At 40.8% G+C, this 22720-nt stretch carries 21 protein-coding genes; 6 read left to right on the plus strand and 15 right to left on the minus strand.

What is annotated here, in order from left to right; all coding sequences use genetic code 11:
• Positions 1-12: 12 nt before the first annotated feature.
• Entirely contained in the window at positions 13-1596 is a 1584-nt protein-coding gene (hemC, locus tag R2Q94_RS11535; protein ID WP_316821613.1) for a hydroxymethylbilane synthase, read from the minus strand.
• 24 nt (positions 1597-1620) lie between these two features.
• Entirely contained in the window at positions 1621-2847 is a 1227-nt protein-coding gene (gene hemA, locus R2Q94_RS11540) for a glutamyl-tRNA reductase (protein ID WP_316821614.1), read from the minus strand.
• A gap of 173 nt (positions 2848-3020) precedes the next feature.
• On the opposite strand from hemA, the gene R2Q94_RS11545 reads away from it, so the two are divergent.
• The gene (locus tag R2Q94_RS11545; protein WP_316821615.1) at positions 3021-3845 is read left to right on the plus strand and encodes an alpha/beta hydrolase family protein; all 825 of its coding nucleotides are present in this window, start codon (positions 3021-3023) and stop codon (positions 3843-3845) included.
• A 126-nt stretch (positions 3846-3971) separates the two neighbouring features.
• Here R2Q94_RS11545 and R2Q94_RS11550 read toward each other — a convergent pair whose 3' ends face one another.
• The 6 genes from R2Q94_RS11550 to R2Q94_RS11575 form a co-directional block, all read right to left on the minus strand.
• Complete coding sequence (locus R2Q94_RS11550) at positions 3972-4484, minus strand: DUF2911 domain-containing protein (protein WP_410478541.1); 513 nt, start codon at positions 4482-4484, stop codon at positions 3972-3974.
• A gap of 91 nt (positions 4485-4575) precedes the next feature.
• Entirely contained in the window at positions 4576-6543 is a 1968-nt protein-coding gene (gene ispG, locus R2Q94_RS11555) for a (E)-4-hydroxy-3-methylbut-2-enyl-diphosphate synthase (protein WP_316821617.1), read from the minus strand.
• Positions 6544-6606: 63 nt separating this feature from the next.
• Complete coding sequence (locus tag R2Q94_RS11560) at positions 6607-7227, minus strand: RDD family protein (RefSeq protein WP_316821618.1); 621 nt, start codon at positions 7225-7227, stop codon at positions 6607-6609.
• A 43-nt stretch (positions 7228-7270) separates the two neighbouring features.
• A complete protein-coding gene (locus tag R2Q94_RS11565) occupies positions 7271-8212 on the minus strand; it encodes a LiaF transmembrane domain-containing protein (protein WP_316821619.1) in 942 nt (313 codons plus the stop codon).
• A gap of 38 nt (positions 8213-8250) precedes the next feature.
• A complete protein-coding gene (locus R2Q94_RS11570) occupies positions 8251-8997 on the minus strand; it encodes a PspC domain-containing protein (protein WP_316821620.1) in 747 nt (248 codons plus the stop codon).
• Between the two features lie 34 nt (positions 8998-9031).
• On the minus strand, positions 9032-9721 hold the full coding sequence (locus R2Q94_RS11575) for an SDR family oxidoreductase (protein WP_316821621.1): 690 nt from the start codon (positions 9719-9721) through the stop codon (positions 9032-9034).
• Between the two features lie 185 nt (positions 9722-9906).
• Here R2Q94_RS11575 and R2Q94_RS11580 point away from each other — a divergent pair, with 185 nt between their 5' ends.
• Genes R2Q94_RS11580 through R2Q94_RS11590 form a run of 3 tightly spaced genes read left to right on the plus strand, consistent with a single transcriptional unit; the run spans position 9907 to position 12291 of the window.
• Complete coding sequence (locus R2Q94_RS11580) at positions 9907-10641, plus strand: ABC transporter permease (RefSeq protein WP_316821622.1); 735 nt, start codon at positions 9907-9909, stop codon at positions 10639-10641.
• Entirely contained in the window at positions 10638-11390 is a 753-nt protein-coding gene (locus R2Q94_RS11585; protein ID WP_316821623.1) for an ABC transporter ATP-binding protein, read from the plus strand. Before R2Q94_RS11580 ends, R2Q94_RS11585 begins: the two co-directional genes overlap by 4 nt.
• Before the next feature lie 13 nt (positions 11391-11403).
• On the plus strand, positions 11404-12291 hold the full coding sequence (locus R2Q94_RS11590; protein WP_316821624.1) for a class I SAM-dependent methyltransferase: 888 nt from the start codon (positions 11404-11406) through the stop codon (positions 12289-12291).
• Between the two features lie 98 nt (positions 12292-12389).
• On the opposite strand, the gene R2Q94_RS11595 is transcribed toward R2Q94_RS11590, so the two are convergent.
• The 6 genes from R2Q94_RS11595 to R2Q94_RS11620 form a co-directional block, all read right to left on the minus strand.
• Positions 12390-13418 (minus strand): hemin-degrading factor, encoded by a 1029-nt coding sequence (locus tag R2Q94_RS11595; protein ID WP_316821625.1) that lies wholly within the window; start codon positions 13416-13418, stop codon positions 12390-12392.
• Between the two features lie 5 nt (positions 13419-13423).
• Positions 13424-14206, minus strand: a complete 783-nt coding sequence (locus R2Q94_RS11600; RefSeq protein WP_316821626.1) for a heme ABC transporter ATP-binding protein — start codon at positions 14204-14206, stop codon at positions 13424-13426.
• Positions 14207-15196, minus strand: coding sequence for an iron ABC transporter permease (locus R2Q94_RS11605; protein ID WP_316821627.1), 990 nt, complete (start codon positions 15194-15196; stop codon positions 14207-14209).
• 53 nt (positions 15197-15249) lie between these two features.
• Entirely contained in the window at positions 15250-16110 is an 861-nt protein-coding gene (locus R2Q94_RS11610) for a hemin ABC transporter substrate-binding protein (RefSeq protein ID WP_316821628.1), read from the minus strand.
• Positions 16111-16198: 88 nt separating this feature from the next.
• Entirely contained in the window at positions 16199-17620 is a 1422-nt protein-coding gene (locus tag R2Q94_RS11615; RefSeq protein ID WP_316821629.1) for an HmuY family protein, read from the minus strand.
• Between the two features lie 22 nt (positions 17621-17642).
• Entirely contained in the window at positions 17643-19916 is a 2274-nt protein-coding gene (locus tag R2Q94_RS11620) for a TonB-dependent receptor (RefSeq protein ID WP_316821630.1), read from the minus strand.
• A gap of 195 nt (positions 19917-20111) precedes the next feature.
• Here R2Q94_RS11620 and R2Q94_RS11625 point away from each other — a divergent pair, with 195 nt between their 5' ends.
• Positions 20112-21164, plus strand: a complete 1053-nt coding sequence (locus R2Q94_RS11625; RefSeq protein ID WP_316821631.1) for a hypothetical protein — start codon at positions 20112-20114, stop codon at positions 21162-21164.
• A 421-nt stretch (positions 21165-21585) separates the two neighbouring features.
• On the opposite strand, the gene R2Q94_RS11630 is transcribed toward R2Q94_RS11625, so the two are convergent.
• Positions 21586-22062 (minus strand): DUF6702 family protein, encoded by a 477-nt coding sequence (locus R2Q94_RS11630; protein WP_316821632.1) that lies wholly within the window; start codon positions 22060-22062, stop codon positions 21586-21588.
• A gap of 71 nt (positions 22063-22133) precedes the next feature.
• On the opposite strand from R2Q94_RS11630, the gene R2Q94_RS11635 reads away from it, so the two are divergent.
• A complete protein-coding gene (locus R2Q94_RS11635) occupies positions 22134-22718 on the plus strand; it encodes a HupE/UreJ family protein (RefSeq protein WP_316821633.1) in 585 nt (194 codons plus the stop codon).
• Positions 22719-22720 lie beyond the last annotated feature (2 nt).

A 22720-nucleotide genomic window follows, 5' to 3' on the forward strand; every position in this document is an offset into this window, starting at 1 on the left:
ATTAATTTTACTTTATGATTTGATATCTAATCCGAATACAGCTTCTGCCAATCCAACCTCATCAGGAGAATAAGGCTGAGTATAGGCTACGCCCATCTCATCAAATTTCTTTCCTGTGGAGTTTCCGATCGCAATTACCTGCTGTCCCGGTTCTAATAAATTTTCTACAAAATAAGCGTCTACATTAGAAGGACTGGTGAAGATCAGTACATTAGCATAAGTCTGGTCTACATCCTCTTCGATCACCGTTTCATAAATTGGCAGATCTACCACTTTTGTATCTGGTGTCAATGCTTTTTGTATGGTCTGTAATGAATCCTGCGCTCTTGGGAAGAGTACAGTTTGTCCTGCTGCCAATTTCGCGAAATCTTCAGCAACCTCTTCAATGTCTCCACCTTCACCAACAAAGTCTGCCAGATGACCCGCTTTTCTTAGGGAATCTTCTGAACCGCGACCTGCTACTGCAAACTTCACATGTTTAGACAAATAAGGTTTCAACGCGAAGAAATACTCTACGCTATTGCGACTGGTAAAGAAAATCCAGTTGATGTGTTTCAGGTAGAAAGGATCCAATACCGTTACGATTGGGAAAGTACGGATCAATGATCTGCCTTCAATTTCTATCTTATGCTTTTCTAATGCTTTTCTAAAATAACTATGCTCGCCAATTTCTCTAGAGATAAACACCTTTGCAGGTAATTTTCTTTCCGGATTAAATTTAGCCACAATCTTTTCAGCCAGCCCTTCCAGGCTTTCCTCTCTGCAGAAGAAACGATCAGGGAAATGTTCATCTGTCTCCGCTTTGGAAGTCCAGATTTCATACATTCCATCTTCTTTCTTGCAATAGCAACCTAAAGGCATGTGACAACCACCTTCAAAAAGGTTCAGGACTTTACGTTCCACGCCAATGGCATCGATCGTTTCCTGATGGTTCAATTGTTTCAATAATTCCGCCAGTTCTAAATCATTTTCTCTGATCTGAATGGCTAAAGCCCCTTGTGCAGGCGCCGGAACTAATTCTGTGGTATCTACAACTTCCACGTGAAATTCTGAAAGGTCTATGTTTAAACGATTCACACCAGCTTTAGCCAGTAAAATCGCATCATAATCCTCATCCCTTAACTTTTGAATTCTCGTAGGCACATTACCTCGTAAATCTTCAATGTTCAGGTCAGAACGTAGAGAAAGCATTTGTGCTTTACGTCTGTTGGACGAAGTACCCACCATTGCTCCCGTTTTCAGGGAAAGCTTTTGTTTGATGTCTACACAATCTTTCAGGATCAATAACAGCTCTGAGGGATCCTCACGCTCTGTTACCGCCGCAATGGTTAATCCTGCAGGGTGTGTAGTTGGTAAATCTTTATGGGAGTGTACGGCTAAATCAATGGTACCACCTAAAAGTTCCTCTTCCAGCTCTTTGGTGAAAAAACCTTTACCTTCCAGCTTATCCAGCCTAAGGTTTAAAATCTTGTCTCCCTGAGTTTTGATGATCTTTAGTTCGGCCTCGGCACCAATTTCTGCAAGTCTATCTTTAATAAAATTGGCTTGCCATAAAGCCAGGTCGCTACCTCGCGTACCAATAATAAGTCTTTTCACGTTAATGCTAATTTTTGCGCAAATTTAGCTATTCTTTACCAATATCTCCTTTGCCATGACCATTGGAATGCTGATACATTTTTTTTCCATGTAATTCATCACTTTTTCCAATACCAATCTTGAATTCTCATCAAGACCGCTGATCTCATCGGCAAAGACACCATTGATAGCAGTATGCTTAATTTCCTTGATTTTCTGAGGAACACTACTCATTGCAATCTCTATCTTGCGCTGACGTAATACCAATTCAAATTCCTTGATATTTTCTTCTATGATTTGCTCGGCATTCACCAGCTCATCATAACGTTCCTGAATATTTTTGCGTGCAATCTCTTTAAGAGATTCAACTTCTATGAAATGGATTGGGAATTCGGCCACTACATCTGCTGCAGTATCATTAGGAATTGCCAGATCGACAATCACCTTTTTACCAGTTTCCCCATTTAGAAGTTTTCTATAGATTTCTTTTGTAATGATGGGCTCAGTAGCACCTGTACAGGTGATGATGGCATCAAATCCCTGGTTGAAGTTTTCCAGTTCGGACAGCGGATAAGCTGTACCATTCAATTCTTTGGCCAATGACTCTGCGCTTTCCAACGTTCTGTTGAAAACCGAGAAATTGGAGTACTTATGTTTTTTAAGGTACTGAGCAATGTTTTTATTGGTCTCACCGGCGCCGATAATCAGCAACCTTGAATTCGCGCACATCTTCAGATCACGCAATTTACGGTAAGCCAGAGATACGACAGAAACCGGGTTTTTCGAAATATTGGTATGTGTGTATACCTCTTTCGCAGTTTTCACCACCCTGTTCATGATCATACGCATGTAATCCGCAGTAAATCCTGCCACGCGACAAGCTTCATAAGCCCTCCTGATCTGCGCAAGAATTTCTTTCTCTCCTACTACCAGACTCTCCAAAGAGCAGGAAGTACGTAATAAATGATTAAAAGCTTCCAGTTGTTCATACACAGAAACGTTTTCTACAAACTTATCCATGTACTCCTCAGGCAATCCCATATCCAATACAGTAAGGAAACGGGTAATGAAGTCTTTGTCCAGATGATGTGCAGAAGTAAACACAAATTCCACCCTGTTGCAGGTTCCGATGTAGAATATTTCTTTAACACCCAACTCCGATTGAATACTTCTCAATCTGTCGTCTAATGTCTGCTCACATATCACCAATTTACCCAATGCTTTTAGGTCAATATGTTTATGCGTAAAAGCAATGATTTTTAAATATTCCAAAATGTCGTATTCTGTTTTTTTTTAGTGTAACAAAAGTAACAACCGAAGCCTATTTCACTGTCATTATGGAGTAATTAAGAGCTATTTAAAACGATTCCAAATAGAACATCCCAATAGAAACTTCTTTTCTTTAAATTTGTTATAGAGGTTACACACCAAAAAAACACGCTTACATGATTAAAAACGAACAATTTACCCTAACAGGATCATCAGGAAAGCCTATAGCTGGAGATTATACACATGATGATCAGCAGCCAAATTCGGCTATTATAATTTTCGTACACGGCTTTAAAGGGTTCAAAGATTGGGGAGCGCATCAATTGGTAGCCCGGTATTTTGCCGAAAAGGGTTATCCATATCTCAAATTTAACTTGTCACACAGCGGAGTTGTTCCGGAAAAGCCAAATGATGTGACAGACATGGAAGCTTTTGCCAGCAATACCATCAGCATGGAACTGGCCGATTTAAATACAGTGGTCAATTTTGTGGAGCAGACTTATCATCCTCAAAAAATCTACCTGATTGGCCATAGCAGAGGAGGCGGACTGGTCATTATTAAAGCAGCCCAGGATCCACGTATTTCCAAACTCATCACCTGGGCCGCCATTGCCGACTTCTCCAGTTTATGGAAGCCTGAACAGGAAGAAGAATGGCTGGAAACCGGGAAAATCTATGTAGAAAATGCCCGTACAAAAGAAAAAATGCCATTAAACAGCAGCTTACTCAGGGATTTTAAAGCAAATGAAGAAAGCTTTAACATTTTACATGCAGCAGAACGAATCAGCGTTCCATGGCTCATCATACATGGAGATGAAGATGTGAATGTGAAATTCAGCGTCGCACAGGAACTTGCACAAAAACAAATAAAAGCAGAGATTCATAAAATTGAGGGAGCAAACCATGTATTTTCTGCAAGTCATCCTTATCAAAGTACGGAATTACCGCTGCACTTAAACGAAGTCTGTGATAAGACGCTGGAATTTTTGAAGCGGAATTAGATCAACATGTTGAACCGTAAATAAAAAAAGAGATAGTTGAATCCAAGGCTGGCCTTTTGCTTCAACTATCTCTTTTTTTTATAAATATTCATGAAAACAGATTCAGCACCTGTCCACAGGTTCCATTTATTTTACATGGAAAGAAACTGCTTTATCACCCCATAATAAGGTCACTTTACCAGATTTAGCAATCTTAAAAGTCATTTGCTCTGTGAAAGAAGGAGATTTTTCCGGTTTTACAGTCACACGTAAGGCATCATCCTTTTCCGCATAATTTGTTCCCCATTGTTTCCAGGTTTTATTGAAGATAATGGTCCATTCTTTTTCACCAGGAATCGTGTACAAACCATATTTTCCGGCAGGAAGGTTCTTTCCTTCTACTTTCACATCTTTGCTCACCTCAAAAACAGTGGCTTCATTGGCTCCGGTGCGCCACACTTTACCATATGGAGCAATTTCTCCACCTATTGTTCTGCCTTTCACGGAAGGCTGACTATAGTCAATAGTAATTGTTGCCCCGGAACTGGTGGTTTCTTTAACACTTGCCGCTGGACTTGCTTTCTTTTTTTCCTGAGCAGTTGCATTCAGGCTAAAGAACCCTATAAACAGGGTTAATGCTAATAATGTGTTTCTTTTCATCATCTTTTGGGTTTTGGTACTCCTAAGATGATGAAAATTTAGAAAAAAATATAATGCTTAGCAAAAATGAATCGCAATAATTAAGTGACAATTAACTCAGATACACCCACTTACCGTCTTCTTTAATCAAGTCGATTAAATCATCGAGGGCACGGTCTGCATTTACATTTTTCTTTACCACTTCCTTTCCACGGTATAGTGTGATTTTTCCCGGACCAGTACCTACATAACCATAATCCGCATCAGCCATTTCACCAGGACCATTTACGATACAACCCATAATGCCGATTTTTATCCCTTTCAGGTGATCGGTACGAGATCTGATCAATTGAGTGGTTTCCTGCAGATCAAATAAAGTACGTCCACAGCTCGGGCAGGAAATGTACTCTGTTTTAGAGATTCTGGTACGGGTAGCCTGTAAAATGCCAAAACTGGTAGAATTTACCAGCGCAAGTCCAACCTGGTCAGCCGCACAGATCCATGTACCATCACCCATACCATCAGTAAATAGCGCCCCAAGATCTGTTGCTGCATACAACATTAAGTCATCTGCATTCAGCTCAGGATAGTTTCTTTTGATGATCACCGGAAGCTGGATTTTATCATTCAATAAGCGAATAAAGAAGGCGCGTTGAGCAGCCATACCATGTTCGGCAGTAGTTTCCAACACCAGTACTACATTATCTTTGTCTTTTAACAAGGATAAATCTACCGCATCGTTCGCATCAATACGTACCAGGTTTAATTGTGCGTCTTTTAGCACCGCAGCTTCATACTCCGAGTAGCTCATGAGCGGGTGACAATTGTTCTTATCTTGTAGGTTTAGCCAGGTCTGGTAGTTATAAATCTGCTTTAAATTTCCAGGAAAAGAAAAAGAAGGTAAGGCATCACCAAGATATGCCAGGTCGCAGGCCTGATCTGCCATATTGTATTTATCCAATCCTGCGCTATATTTATAACCTACTGCGCTTAAGAAATAAGGATCTTTTAAATTCTCCTTAGACACATCCAACATCACAATCGGATGATGATGTCCACCGATATGTTGTACTGGAGTAGTCAGTCTACGGTTGTACTCATAAGGCTGGTAAGGCAGATTTTTAATACTGATTTGTTCGCGATCAGACTGAACATTGGTCTGCAAAGCTCTTTTTTCATAGCGCAATGCCATAGCTTTGGCTACTGGTGCTTCAAATTCAGGATCTTCGGTCAGGGAAACACGGATGGTATCCCCTAATCCATCTTCCAGTAAGGTACCTATGCCGACAGCCGATTTAATCCTGCCATCTTCCCCATCCCCAGCTTCAGTTACGCCAAGGTGCAGCGGATAATTCATCCCCTCTTTCACCATGGTTTCCACGAGTAAACGGTAAGCCTGTACCATCACCTGGGTATTGCTCGCTTTCATCGAGATCACCAGGTTATAGTAATTCTGGTCTTCACACATGCGGATAAACTCCATTGCAGACTCCACCATTCCCCTGGGGGTATCCCCGTAATGACTCATGATGCGATCCGATAAAGAACCATGATTGGTTCCAATTCTCATCGCTGTACCATACTCCTTACAGATTTTCACTAATGGAATGAACTTCTTATAGATGCGATCCAGCTCGGCCTGATAAGCCTGTTGCGTATATTCTATGTTCTCAAACTTTTTCTTATCTGCGTAATTCCCTGGATTTACCCTCACCTTTTCTACAATCCTTGCCGCAGATTCTGCGGCATTGGGTGTAAAATGGATATCAGCCACCAGAGGTACATTGTAGCCACGGTAACGCAGTTCTTTCTTGATGTTGGCCAGGTTTTCGGCTTCTTTGATACTTGGTGCGGTAATACGTACATATTCGCAACCAGAGTTTACCATACGAATGGTTTGTTCAACGGTACCAAGGGTATCCATGGTATCGGTGGTGGTCATCGACTGAATCCGGATAGGATTTAGTCCGCCCATCGGAACATCACCGATGTTCACTTCACGGGTTAGAAACCTAGAATATTGGGTTAAACTATTGCAATACCCAGCAATTAACTCTTTTTGAACAAATACTTCTTCCATCAGTTTAAGGTATTTACATCAACTTACGATGTAAATATGAAACAAAGATAAAGATTATGTTGGTTAAATCAGTCTATCCTTAATCACAAGCGTCTCTGCAATCAGGTCATGAAAACATTGCTGCTTCCTATTCAGGAAACTATAGAGGTACCCAAAGAAAACGGGAAGCACAGATAAAATTTTTGCTGCATTTCTGCTGTAGGAATTCATTAGACTAATCCGGTTGCCTTCCATATCCGTTACCCTGATATTGAGCAAAGATTTACCCAGGGTAGCCTGTTTGATCCCTGCCTCCGCGATACTACTATAGAAAAATTTGGCCAGGGGTAGCAATGGAAGTCCCATCACGATGGCAGCAATCCGTTCCGTCTTTTCGGTGATAAACAGGAAAGTCAGCAGAATGAAAACCGCATACACCATGGTAATGATAAAATAATCAATGACACTGGCCAGCAATCTCTGGTCAAAAGATGCAAAATACTGAGGTGCAGTTTTTCGGTAGGTAAAACCAAGAAGCTCACGCAGTTCAGGGAACTCATGAGCTTCTTTATAATCATCCATTCCGGGTTTCCTAATGAATGTCCCCGGAAGGATAGAAAGTGTTTTCAACATTTCTAAAGGGTAAGGTCCTGTTGGCTTTCCATTGATCACAACGGTATATTTTGGGCTAACCCCGTTTTCCATGCTTGATGATATTAATCTTTATTCAGCGGATGGCGAATTCATCTTAATAACGCGTTACTTCGAAATTACTCAATCCACCATCAAAATTAATAAAAATTTTGTGGGTTGAAGTACTGTAATTTGGCGTTTCATAAGTTCCATCTTTCATCTTGGTAAATCCAACGAAATCTTTAGCAGAAAGTCCGGTTTTAGTTTTAATCCTGCAACCTGATGCTGTAGGGATATTGATTTTAACATCTGCAATCCCTGTTTTTACATTTACATCCGCAATAGGCAATTCCGCTCCAAGCTTAATGTCTAAGGCTGCTGCACCACCATCAAAATTAAAAGAACGCAATTTGTATTCAGAAAAATCGAAATCTACCTCACCTGCTCCCACATTCATATGTATATTCCATTCCGGATTTTTATTCAAATGAAAATCTACATCATTACCACCTTCATTCATCGACCAGCCAGACTTGCCTTTCATTTTAAAATTAACAACAGTAGAGCTGTCCGTAGTGCTTTTGGTCAGGCTAAACTCACCTGCTTTTCGCTCAACATGTGCTTGTAACAAGCTATCTGTTTCTCCCTTTAGCTCAAATGAAGTACCTCCACCAGAGATATTCAATTGAACAGTTTTATTTAGGCTATCCTGGTAAGGCTCAGAAAAATTCAGTTCATCAAAATGGTTGTTATCAGTATCCGTGTCGATTTCTGCCGACAATTCATCTCCAAACCAATTGTTTCTATTTTCCGGTCTTTGTTGCCCTTTCACAAACAACATAGACAAAGTAATCACTAAGACACCTATAGAAACCATTCCACCCACCTGGGATTTATTTCTGCTGAACAGGATATTTACTCCTGCAATGATCAGGAAGATCGGCCAGAAGCGAATCACATTACGCCAGTAAAACTCAATGATATGAAAGTTCTCCAACAGCAATACACCGCCGATAAACAACAACACAATACCCCACATTATTCTATCTGTTTTCATCTGATTAGATTTTTATTGTAAATAGCTATTTCTTTAAATTAACTGTGTTTGGTAAACCTGTCGTCTGCAGGTGGCTCAGTTCCTGCGTTATCCCCGCCAGGTGTTGCAGTGTCGCTGCTATCAGTTGTTGCTGCATCAGGCCCTGGATTAACCGGATTGGAGGAACTTCCACCAAAACCAGCTCCCTGCTCCTCTTTCCATTTATCCCAGGCGGTTTTATTCTTGCCCTTCATAATGAAACTCGCTCCGATTGCTACAAATACCAAAGGCCAGAGTTTATGCAAGCTGAACCAGAATGGAATGATGTTAAATTCATTCATCAGGAAATAAATTCCGATCACCAACAGGAATAAACCACCTACTGTCCTGCCCGTTTCATTGTTTGATTTGAAAGGTTTTCTGAACTCCTCCATAGTAGGCATTCCTTTAAATGCGTCCTCAGTTTTACTGGAAGCATTCCAGCTGGTCCAGGAATCAGCAGGTGCTGCTTTTGGCGGTGCCTGTGATTGCGACTGAGAAAAGTCACCTGGTTTAGCAAAAGGGTTATTTTGCTGTCCTTTGAAATAGTCGTTGAATTTGGAGAACCTCACCGTCGGATCATTATTTACAGGAACAATAATCCACATCACGATGTAAACCAGTACCCCTGTACCTACCAAAAAGATCGTAGAAAGCACAAACAATAATCTGATTATAGTTACATCCACCTCCATATACTCTGCAATTCCCGATGAAACACCTGCTATTACTTTATCGTGCTCATTTCTAAATAATCGCTTGTCCATAATTATATCCTCCTTTTCTTATTTATTTTTTTCTTTAAAACTGTAACGGTTTTAAGGTCACTTCGTCAACATTCACACCGGTACTTAAACTTAAAATGGTATGTATCGTATGGGCAATATCATCTGGTTGTACAAAACGCTCTGCAGGGATTGTTGTCCCTTCCCATGAAGCGGTTAAAGTTGAACCTGGCAAAATTGCGGTTACTTTAACATTGTATTTCGATAACTCCTCCCGGCATACATCATTAAGACTAAGCAAGGCTGATTTAGTTACACTATAACTTCCTGCATTTGGTACGATTTCTTTACTGGCAATAGAACAGATGTTAAAAATATGCCCTGATTGCTGATTACGCATGATTTTACCAAAGTATTTAGAAAGATAATAAGGTGCCAGAAGGTTCAAATCCAACTGTTTCTCAAACACATCGTCTGTTTCATCAAACATGGAACCTGGCAAAAACACCCCTGCATTGTTCACTAAAACATCGATACTGGAAAAAACATCGTTTACCGCCTCACAAAAAGCAAGCACTTCTTCTTTTTGCCCCAAATCGGCGGCATAGGTAAAAACGAAAACACCGCTGGCACTTAGCTCTGCTTTAAAAGCCTCAAGTTCAACTGCATTTCTTGCGCAAACAGCAATATTATACCCCTTTTCAGCCAGCTTAATGGCAATAGCCTTCCCAATTCCCTTGGTGGCTCCTGTAATTACAGCATTCATCTCCTATAAATTTGTCAGCAATATTACATAAAATGCCCTATAGTATACACGCATATCCATACTAAAACCAGCACTAAACGAGCAGTAAACGAAATATTTATTTAATAAATAAAGCAATGACCCAACAATTTTTGTTGTTTCTTTGTAGTAATATTGCATTATTACCATAGCTAATTTTTCATTAAATGAATTTCACCAATTTTGGCAGATACATACTCTTATTAAAGGCCGTATTCAGAAAGCCTGAGAAAATGAGCATATATATGAAGGCCATTTTCAAGCAAATGGACTTCATCGGCGTAGGTTCACTCGGTCTGATTTCCATCATTTCCACCTTTATTGGAGCGGTAATGACCTTACAAATTGCCTTTCAGCTGGTGAGTGATTTCATCCCTAAAACCATTATTGGCTCTGTAAACAGAGACTCCAGTATTCTGGAATTAAGTCCAACAATTACTGCAATTGTACTGGCTGGAAAAATCGGCTCAGCCATTTCTTCAGAGATAGGAACGATGCGTGTGAGCGAGCAGATCGACGCGCTGGAAATTATGGGCATCAACTCTCCAGGATACCTGATCTTACCAAAAATTCTTGCAGGAATCACTATGGTTCCGCTACTGGTGATCATTTCTATGGTATTGAGTATTGGCGGTGGATTTATCGGAGGAACATTATCAGGAGCGGTTTCAGCAGCTGAATATGTTCAGGGGATTACCACCGACTTCAATCCTTACACCATCACAGTAGCCCTTGTTAAAGCTTTTGTATTCGGTTTCATCATTACTTCAGTTCCGGCTTATGAAGGATTCTACGTAAAAGGAGGCGCATTGGAAGTGGCTCAGGCAAGTACCAGAGCAGTAGTGGTCAGCTGTATTACCATTCTGGCATGTGATTACATCGTAACCCAGTTATTACTATGATCGAAATCAAAGACATATATAAATCATTCGGTAGCAATGAAGTTTTAAAAGGGATTTCAGGCGTCTTTAAACCTGGAGTAACCAACCTGATCATCGGAGGTTCCGGTTCTGGAAAAACCACCTTATTAAAGTGTATGATTGGCCTGCACCATCCTGAAAAAGGAAGTGTAGAATATGATGGACGTGAGTTCACCAGCATGAACTTTGAGGAAAAGATTGAGATCAGAAAAGAAATCGGCATGCTTTTCCAGGGTTCAGCACTTTTCGACTCCATGACTGTAGAAGAAAACATTATGTTTCCTTTGAATATGTTCACCGACCAGCAACGAAAAGAAAAACTGGATCGCGTCAACTTCTGCCTCGAAAGAGTAAACCTTACCGGTAAAAATGCCTTATTCCCTGCGGAACTTTCCGGAGGAATGAAAAAACGTGTAGGTATTGCGCGTGCCATTGCCATGAATCCTAAATACCTGTTCGTAGATGAACCCAACTCCGGTCTGGATCCTAAAACATCCATCGTGATCGATGAGCTGATTAAAGAACTTACTGAAGAATACAATACCACCACCATCGTAGTGACACACGATATGAATTCCGTAATGGGAATTGGAGATTATATCCTATTCTTACATGAAGGAAAAAAATTCTGGGAAGGATCCAACAAAGAGATCGCCCATACTGACATTCAAGAACTAAATGATTTTGTTTTTGCCAGCCGTTTCATGAAAGCTGCAAAAGACAAATTTTAATACCCATATTTTTATGATAAGCCTGTTAACACCCACACACTGGAAAGATTACGAGTTGATTGATTGTGGTGATTTTGAAAAATTAGAACGCTTTGGAAACCTGATTTTATGCAGACCTGAACCTCAGGCTGTATGGAAAAAGATGATGTCTGAGCAGGAATGGAAAAAATTAGCCCACATCAGATTTAAAGGTCGATCGGCAACTACCGGCGAATGGATGAAAACCTCTGCGCACTTGCCGGACCGCTGGAATGTGAACTACAAAAATGAGGAAGTAAGCATTAACCTGCGTTTAGGTTTAACTTCTTTCAAACATGTAGGTGTATTTCCTGAGCAGGCAGTAAACTGGGATTATATCTCTTCCTGCGTTAAAAAATTTAAAACACCAGTACCAAAAGTACTCAACCTTTTTGCCTATACCGGTGCAGCATCATTGATCGCAAAAGCGGCAGGTGCAGATACCACTCACGTAGATTCTATTAAACAGGTAGTGAACTGGGCCAACGAAAACCAGGAGCTTTCCAACCTTAAAGACGTACGTTGGGTAGTGGAAGATGCCTTGAAGTTTGTAAAAAGAGAACTGAAACGCGGTAAAAAATACAATGGTATCATTTTAGATCCACCAGCATTTGGTCATGGGCCAAATGGGGAAAAATGGAAGCTGGAAGACCATATTCAGGAAATGATGCAGGATGTAGTGCAATTATTGGATGAAGAAGAACACTTCTTAATCTTAAACACTTACTCTTTAGGATTTTCTTCTGTCATTGTAGAAAACCTGATCAAAACTTCATTCCCTCAGGTTCAGAACCTGGAGACCGGAGAATTGTTCTTACAGGCTACCTCTGGTGTTAAATTGCCATTGGGTGTTTTCGGAAAGTTTAACCATTTCGGTAAATAAGCAACACACAGCTACAAAAAAACAAAGCGTCGGGGCCTAATCCGACGCTTCAAAACACACCTAAACCCAAGCAACCTAAGGAGCCGCGGGATAGTTCTTTAGCTGACTACAGCCAATTCATTGGCGATGAACCTCCAGTTTTCATCTTCTGGAATACCTGGTTTACGTTTTCCAAAAAACTGAACGATAATCTCGCCTTTATCATCAAATACCTCAATACTGGTTACAATACCATCTTTTGTTGGTTTCTTCACCAACCAGATCGAAGCAATCGCATCCATTCTTAAATGCATATTGAAATCCGGATCAAGTACATTGAACCATGGACCTGTTTCTACTAATTTCTTCACTAGACCAGTATGGATTTGAATACATCCCGCACTGCCGGTAAATACCATAACCTGCAAATCAGTTTCTGATGCTTTATGCAAAATGGCTTTCAAAGAATCCAATGTGATCGAGAAAGCATGGCCTTCAGGTGCTAAACGAAGCGCCTGAGTTCTGGTCAGTCCATAGTCTTTTAAAAGGCCATGAAAATCATGCGTATCTTCTAAAGCCAACCATGCTTTTTGGAAGCGCTCTACTTCCACTTCTGTATCAGGAATCTCTTCAGCCGCAGGTTTTTGCGCAATCAACTCCAGCGGAGTATTTTGATTTTCAGCAGTATATCTGGCAACCAATTCTTCATAAGCTGATTCCGAACTATCCTCGGTCAGGTAAACCTTATGTACCGCTTCCCCGTCTTTACCAAAGAACTGCAGACTTTTTCTATTGTTTTCATTTACGGCAAAGCCGAAAGCCCACTGGCTCATGAATAACCGCAGATCAATATCCGGATTTACCGCCAAACCCATTGAACCACGGAAAGTTACTTTCTTATATACTCCCTTGCGCTCATGAACACAATTGTCGTTACGTGTCAAAGCCATTACTTTTCCCAAAGCTTCTACAGCCTGAAGAATTTCAGGAAACTCATCCTTTAAACGGACTGCAGTATCCCCTACTGTAGTAGCTACCAATGCTGCTTCTGCAGTACCAAGCGCTCTGGCTGCATCTCTGATTCTAAGTTTTGGCTGCTCTACTTTGAAAGCTTCCCATTGCTGTTTTAAATCTAATGTCTTTTCCATAATTCTTACTTTAATATTGTTGCTGGTACTACCAGCGGACAGTTATAACCTTCACATTCCATCAGTTTCACTTTAATACTGAAGGTTTCGTGTATATTTTCACAATTGATGACTTCTATCGGCAGGCCTTCGGCTACCTTTTTTCCCTGCTTCAGCATCATGATGCGGTCCGCAAAACGGGAGGCAAAATTGATATCATGTAATATACAAACCACACAATAACCACGGTCTGCCAGTTTCCTGGCCAGCTCCATAATCTGTTGCTGGTACAGTAAATCCAATCCGTTAGTCGGCTCATCGAGAAACAAACAGGCATTTGGGCTATCGTAAATTTGTGCGATCACCCTGGCCAGCTGTACCCTTTGCTGCTCCCCCCCGGACAGCGTATTGTAATCTCTGGAAGCCAGGTGAGTAATCCCGGTTTCTTCCATTGCCTCCCCCACAATTCTAAAATCTTCTTCGGTTGGTTTTTGCTTAAAATGTGGATAGCGTCCCATTAACACCAGCTCTTTCACCTGAAAAGAAACCGACAAGGTATTGTGCTGAGATAACACGGCACGTGTCTTTGCCAGATCTTCCAGACGATAAGCAGTTAAGGCTTTATCATTGATGGTAATCGTACCGGAAGAAGGGCGTATTTCGCGACAAAGCAATTTCATCAATGTGCTCTTTCCTGCACCATTGGCCCCTAATATCGCCAGTAACTCGCCCCTATGTGCGTCAAAGCTTAGGTTATCCAATAACCTTTTCTCCCCTACCTTAAAACTCAGCTCTCTTACCTTAATCATTTATGGGTTGGTTTTATTTCTTTCCGAAATGATGATATAAATAAATATAGGCGCACCAATCATCGCAGTTAATATACCTATTGGCAATTCTGCAGGTGCCACAACTGTTCTTGCAATTAAATCTGCCAGCGTCAACAAAGCTGCACCCAGCAATGCCGAACCCGGAATAACCAGACGATGATCCGCAGTAAACATCATCCTTAAAATATGTGGAATGATCAACCCGATAAAGGCAATGATTCCTGCCACTGCGACTGAAGCACCAACTGCCATCGTAGCCAAACCAATCACCAGCAATTTGACCACTTTTACATTTACGCCCATGTGCATCGCCTGCGCTTCACCCAATGCCAGTGCATTTAGCGATTTAGACAGAAAAGGTAAACCCATCACCGGAATCAATACAAAAGGCAATAGTGCCCATACCGTTGGCCAGCTTGCCCCTCCTAAACTTCCCAGACTCCAGAAAGTAATGTTACGAAGCTGATCGTCGGTCGCCATATAAGTTAAAAGACCTGTAAATGCACCAGCCAGGGCATTGATCGCTATCCCACCTAACAATAAAGTGGTAATGATGGTTTTTCCGTTTCTCATCGCAATGCGATAAACCAACATCGTGGTTAATGCAGCACCAATAAATGCAGCAACCGACAAGGCATAAAAGCCAAGCAATCCGGTTAATTGTTTAAATATTTTTGTTTCCAGTACAATCATCACCACGGCAAACAAAGTAGCACCAGAAGAAATACCAATCAATCCAGGTTCTGCCAATGGGTTTCTAAAAAGTCCCTGAATGCCTGCTCCGGAAATTCCCAATGCGGCACCAATCAATACGCCCAACACTACCCTTGGCAAGCGAAGATTTAAAAATACAGCTGCCTGTTGGGATTGAAAATGCTGTTGACCGGACAATCCGGTATGATAGGCAATGATAGACATCAGTTCCGAAAAGCTAATCGGTACGGCTCCTACACAAGACGAAATAACCATCGTTAAAATTAAAACGATGGTTAAACTCAAAAGAATAAATCCTGTTTTTCTGATCACTTTATCTTTTCTGCTAAGGTGGTTACTGCCTGTCCTAACCGCGGACCAAAGCTGGTCAGCAATTCTCCAGGCATAGTCACTACTTTCTTATTTTTTCCAGCATTCGTTTGGGCAACACCTTGCACGGTTAATAAACCAGCTACGCCACCCAGACTTTCCAATCCATCGTCAAACAACAACAAGACATCTGGATTTGCTTTCACCAATGCTTCAGAAGTCAGTGGTTTGTACTCTTCAAATTCAGTGATGGCATTGGTACCACCTGCCATTTGAATCACCTTTTCAACTGGTGTACCTGTACCGCCAACCATCATCGTTCCTGTACCACGTGCATAAATGAACAAAACTTTAGGTTTTTTATCATTGCTGACATGCGCCTGCGCCTCTGCCAATTGAGTTTCGAAGGCCTTGGATAAAGAATCTGCTTTAGCAGTATACTGAAGACTATCTGCCACCGCATGAATCAGTTTTTTAGTCCCTTCTGCAGAAAACTCCTGATCGAAAAGAATCAATCGGATACCTGCCGCTTTAAATTGCGTAGCCAGCTGAGGGCTCATTTCTTTCGCCAAGCCTACTACGATATTTGGTTGTAGGGATAACACACCTTCTGCATTAATCCTCCGGTTATGTCCTATTTTAGGCTTGCTTTTCAGGCTTTCCGGATAATTACTGGTGATATCTGTCCCTACAATATTTTTCTCCAGACCAAGGCCGGCCACAATCTCAGAAATGGTTCCATTGAGGGAAACAATTTTGACACTGTCCAGCTGTTGATCCTTTGCATTTTTGTCTGCGGTAGAATTACAGGCACTTAAAGCCAACACCCCGCAGAACAAAATAATTAGTTTGTATTTCATGTTTTTCTCTTTAAAATTTGAAGGAGGATAAAAAGGATGAGCTTCCGGCATCCACCGGAAGCTTCCTACAACCTAAACTAACCAAATTTTAGCCCTTCTTAACGAGTACATACTCAATCACCGGCTCACCGCGTTTACCGCCATCACCAGCACCCATTGAGATGAATCTCAGTTTATATACATTTCCTGAACCGTCTTTAATCACATAGAAACGGTCAGATTTAACTCCTGTTGCCGGACTGGTAGAACGCCAGTCTGAACCAATTACATTGCGATCTGCTTTAAAAGTAGTTCCAGCAATATTGCTCTCATTATAGTTGGCAAATGAAACGGTAGTTGTAGCTACTTGTGCCGCCTGAACACCACCTACATTGTTTAAGAAAACTATATCAGAGAAACCATATGGATAAGTGGTTGCTCCTGCTGCTCCATAATAGATAGACCAGGTCCATACCAGATCCCATTTCGCTTTTGCTGGCTCCACATTGACAACTTTAGCGCCATCGGTAAAGTCTACAAACACATAGTTATTTGCTGCATCTTTAACAAGATCAATGGTTTTAAAAGTAGTTTCCTTCAGTTTTGCATACTGTAAAGTATAACCAGCTCCTTTTCTCAATACACGAATTTTCAACAGATTGTCTAAGGACAATACTGAAGAATGGCTACCACCAGCAGGGTTTACAATAAATACTTTATTGTCCGCATCAGTAGCTGAAACACTTGCAATCACATCTTTAGTCACATCACCATAAACGTTGTCGATATTTACAAAAGGATGGTCAGTTGCAGATTCCGAAACACCTAAAGCAATCGCCAGATCGTCCAGTACTACATCAGCTGCAGTTACTGCATTCAAATCTGTTTTGGCAGCAAGTTTAATTGCTGAAGTTCCATTGGTATTGTTTAGTCTTACCCTGAAGTCAGCTCCAGAAGAGAAACCAAGTACCCAGCTATCTCTTTTTACGTTAACTGTAGTGTTGCTGCTTAAATCCACGAAAACACTATTCAATGCACTACTTCCAGCCTCAGCAGCAAAAATTCCTTTTAGTGTCAATTGAGAGCCTGTTGAAGTAATCGAAGAGAAACTCAATTCAGAGCTAACCGTCGTTCCCATTACAATAGGGCTTCCTGCAGCGCTGATGTTAAAAGCGATCTTTTCCGTACCATTGATCACAGCATTGGCTACCTTTTTCACTTTAAATGAAACGCTTGTTGAACCTGCAGGAATGCTCAGGCTAAGCACATTTGCTGTTGCAACAGGTTCAGTTGTATATTCTGTTCCGTAAGTCAAACCACTTCCCTGAAGATTTACGGTGACCGCTACGGCAACATCTGCTGCTCTTGATAAATTAATTTTCATGATCGCTTCTGTTGAAGCTGCTTCAAGCCCTTGCTTTGCGGCTTCAAAATTGATCGTATTGTCTGGCAAAGGCGGGTCCGACTTTTTGCAGGAGACTGCCGTTGCCATCATGGAGATCATAAAAAGGAAATGGAAAACTTTTTTCATAATATTTTGATTTTATAATTGATTACTTCTTCGCCCAGTTCATGGTTAAACCCAGGAAATAGGAACGTCCATAGCCCATTGGACTGTTGCCATCATTGGTATGCGCACCGGCTTCTTCCCCTGTAATGCGTACTCTGGTAACATCTAACAGGTTTCTTACACCGGCATTGATGCTTAGGTATTTATTGACAGTTTTATTTAAAGTCAGGTCGGCCATATGATAAGCCGCCACTTTACTTAATCTGGCCGTACTACCCTGCGTACCACTAGATAATACATAAGCTGATTTTTCCCCTGTAAATTTGTAGAACAGACTCACATTGGTATTGATTTTTGGAACCAGGTAGGAAATATTGGAATTCAACTCTGGTGTCCATACAAATTTTGGCGTATCTCCTAAATCTTTATCCTCAGCATACATATTGTATTGTCCGATATATGCAAAGCCTAAACTGGCCTGCAAGCCTTTCCAGTATAAAGTATTGTTCCACTCTGCGCCGGTGGTTTTATTTTTTGCAATATTGAGGTAGGTGTTTACATTCGTTGTACCGGCCACCAATCCTAAATCTATCTTGTTCTTGTAGTCGTTGAAAAATCCACTCAGAATGGTATTGAAGCGCAGCTCAGGACTGCTGTTTAAAGCCCATGCCAATGAACCATGGAAACTGTTGGAATACTCCGCTTTCAGGTCGAGGTTACCGGCAATGTCGTGATTGGTATCTTTGTAATAAAAATAAAGCTCTCTAAGCATCGGCGCTCTAAAACCTCTGGCATAAGATAAACGAAGGTCGAGGTCTTTATTCAACCTGATTTTTGTATGAAGTGAAGGAATAATCGGGGGTGCGGAGTATACCGAGTTTTTAGTTAACCTGAAACCTGGTTTCAATTGGATCGCCTCATTTAGTTGCCATTGTGTTGAAAGGAAAAAGGAGTAATCATTGATCACTGGTGAGCCACTAATTCTTCCCCCCAGACCAGAGTTCCTGTTGTATTCAATTCCTGGTTGTAAAGTTAGCTGAGGTAATACTTTATACTGAACAGTACTTCTGAAGAAAACCGTTCCCAGTTCATCCAGATCTTGCGCTCCCAACTCTGTCGACAAAGTTTCTTTTCCTGTAGCCAGTTCCAGATCCGTAGACAGGGTCCGGCGACTATAATCCGTGTAAGCCGCAGCGGCATCAATGCTGAGCTTATCGTTCACATATACTGATCCCTGCAATTGGTGAAACCAACGCTTGGAAATGTATTCTTTATCTGAGACTCTTGGTGAATTGCTGATTGGTCCTAATAATTTCAAACTTTCGTCAGCACCATTGAAACGATACCAAACATCAAATTTTCCGGTCTTATATCCTGCAGTTGCCGAAGTCAACCATTGGTCTTTAGGTAACCATTCCTGCTCCCGGCCAGTCTTTTGTCCCTGCCATCCGCCAAAATTATTACGGCTTCCGGAAGCAGCAACATTCCATCCTTTTTTCTGCCAGTTGAAGCCCAGAAACTCATTGTGCGTTCCTTTACCACTAAAAGCATCATATTCTTTTCCAGCAGTCTCTTCCTGAACCCTTGCAGTTACTGAAAATTGATCCTGACCGCCTCTTTTGGTAATGATATTGATGACACCCGCCATGGCATCCGTACCATAAATCACGGACATTGGACCTTCTACTATTTCAATTCGTTCTACAGTATTTACATCAATTTGTCCGGTGCTTTCTTTTCCGGTACCGCGATCCATCATAGGAACTCCATCCAGCAAGATTTTGATCCCTGCACCAGAAACGCCCATCAACTCAGGACTGGTAATCCCGGTAGGTCGATCTGTAGAGAAACGAATTCCCAATTCAGTATTTAAAATATTTTTTAATTCAGTGGCCCCACGTAATCTGATCATCTCAGAACTGATGGTTCGTACATTGTAAACAGAATTTCTTAAAGATTGAGGTTCGTATTGTCCGGTAATGACTACCTCATTTAATTCGTAGGCGTTTTCTTTTAACCTAATGGCAGCAATCTTCTGGTCCTGATTGGCCAAAACGTTAACCGGATTTTCTACCTGTTTTTTAGTTACAGATTGGAAAATCAGAATTTGTGGTCCTTCCGGAGCAAAGATTTTAAAGTCACCTTTATCTGTACTGTAAGCAATACTTTTTTGCCCTTTGACAAAGATCAACACATTTGCTGCAGGTTTGCCATCTGCTGTATTGACCGTTCCTGAGATGATGCCACCCTTTCCCTGTGCATTAGCCGTAATCACGGAAACGAAAAGTAAAAGAGGTAGTAACAGTAATTGTCTCATTTTGTAATTATTTAGAATCATTTCAAATAGTGCTGCAAGTATAAGGACTTATTTAGAATTATTCCAAATATTATTTAGAATAATTCTAACAGGTCGATAAAACAATAGCCCTTTACCACATTAAACTGCTTTTTTATTACTTTAAAGTTGTTATACTTGTAACAATATTTATCTTTAAAAAACAATTACCTTTATATGAAAATACCTCAATTAGCAGGGAGAGTTTTGATTGGAATGGCATCATTAGGTGTATTCATCAGCTGTACTTCTGACGCAAAAAAAACAAACGATAAGACGAAAACAGTAACTGCAAGCGGTGATACCATTGCTACCCCGGAACCGGAAGTAGGCAGTGTGCGTGAACCAGTAGATACTGCAAAATACGATGCCCTGATGCTTAAATTGGCCAATGGCGATACTACCGGTACCTGGCCGGTTAAAAAAGGTCCTTACCCTCTTGCCGGTGCCATCCTTCCCTTTAAACGTATCGTAGTTTATTATGGAAACCTTCACTCTAAGAAAATGGGTGCTTTAGGAGAATATGCACCAAAAGAAATGTGGAGCCGCTTAAATCAGGAAGTAAAACACTGGGAAAAAGCAGACCCAAGTACACCTGTTCAACCAGGTGTGCATTATATTGCCTCTGTAGCCAGCGGTACACCAGGAAAAGATGGGATGTACATCAACCGTATGGGCGATAAACAAATCGACTCTGTGTTGAAAATTGCTAAAATGCAAAATGCAATCGTATTCCTGGATATACAGGTAGGCTTAAGCACCATCCAAAAAGAATTGCCAAGATTAGAAAAATACCTGAAGATGTCACATGTACATTTAGGTATTGATCCGGAATTCTCTATGAAAGATGGCAGCAAACCAGGAAAGAAGATTGGTACTTATGATGCTGCTGATATCAATTACTGTTCAGATTACCTGGCTAAACTGGTTAGAGCAAATAACCTTCCCCCTAAAGTATTTGTTGTACACCGTTTCACCCGTAAAATGGTTACCAACTCTCAAAACATTAAGCTTCGTCCGGAAGTTCAGGTGGTAATGCACATGGATGGATGGGGTGAACCAGAACTTAAGAAAGGAACTTACCGTCACTTTATTTTCCCTGAGCCAGTTCAATTTACAGGATTTAAATTGTTCTATAAAAATGATTTGAAGAAAGCACCAAACAGATTAATGACTCCGGAAGAATTGTTAAAACTAAAACCAGCACCGATTTATATCCAATATCAATAATCGATTTGCTGTAATCATAGCATAAAAAGAGGTCTGTTTTATAGACCTCTTTTTTTATGCGCGCTCCCCAGTGATTTATGATACCATAAAGAAATATTATTTCCCAGATCAGTTTCCAGAAAAATCAGAAGAAACCTCAAAATAATCGCATCCATCCTTTCAAAAAACAAGTAAAAGGCCTTCAATTCCAGTGGAATTCATGGAGCTAAAACCGGAAAAAACCGCTCCCTGTTTTGCTGCTGTTTTGCCCTTCTTTTAATATTGTTTTGCTGAACTATTACCCGGGCAAAACGATAGCAAGCGGGTAACAAAAACACCAAAGGTAAGTGTAGGGCGAAAGTTATCGCTTAACCTATAATTAATCCTGGAAGCAACAACTCATTAATTGAACTCAAAAAATTAGCCAAAAACAGAAAGGCAATTAAAACACCAGATTTGCAATACTTTTAGGATTGTCCAGCTTAGTGCTTTTCCTTTTACCATTCAGGGTTACATGGATCATATTCGATTGTGATTCATGCTCCGCAAATAGCACATCATTTTTAATTTCGATGGTTTTGATAGGTGGCAATGGCTGCGTTTCGAAATAACACCAGGCCGCATCTTCCTCTATTTCATACCCCAGATACTTATAAACTACAGCTTGCTGATTGATCTTTAACTGCAAATGCTTTTTGATGTAATCCCCAATCAGCAAATCCAGCTTTTTGCGATCCACAGGTTTAAGGATATTGACTTTTTCCTTATACTGGTGATCCAATGATTTTTCAAAGTCATCAAAGAAAACACGCACACTAATTTGAACTGTTTTCGACTTGGGATCCTGCGTAATCTCTGTTACACTAACGTAAAAGGGATGAAAAACAGGAAGCAGATAAATCAGTAGAATATGTAACATAGGTGTCCGGAATGACTCGTAATTAGAAAAATGTTTGTATAATTAATTCAAAATTAAGAATTCAATTAACAATGCAAGATTTTTGGCTTTATTTCCAGTTAGGCTGGCAACATATTTTAGACTGGCAAGGATATGACCACATCCTTTTTGTAGTAGTACTTTGCGTCACTTACGGTCTCAGCGACTGGAAGAAAGTCCTGATTTTAGTGACCGCTTTCACTGTAGGCCACAGCATTACCCTCGCTTTAAGTGTTTTTAAACTCATCAATATTCACAGCCCACTGATAGAATTTTTAATTCCGGTAACCATTCTGATCACCGCAGCAGGTAATATTCTAAACAAAAGACCTAAAAAAGGAGGCACAAATTTAAAATACTTCCTGGCTTTGTTCTTTGGATTGATTCATGGCTTAGGATTCTCCAATTACCTGAGGAGTCTATTGGGTAAAAGCAGCAATATCGTTCCCGAACTACTGGCTTTTAACCTTGGATTAGAAGTTGGACAGGTGATCATCGTGATTGGCATTCTTATCCTTTCTGCAATCCTGACTGGTGTTTTTAAAATTAAGCGCTGGGACTGGAATTTCTTTGTTTCATCTGCTATATTTGGGATATCCTTTATCATGGCTGCAGAGCGGTTTTCTGCTGTATTTTAAAA

Source organism: Pedobacter gandavensis, from assembly GCF_032678465.1.
Lineage (GTDB): Bacteria > Bacteroidota > Bacteroidia > Sphingobacteriales > Sphingobacteriaceae > Pedobacter > Pedobacter gandavensis_B.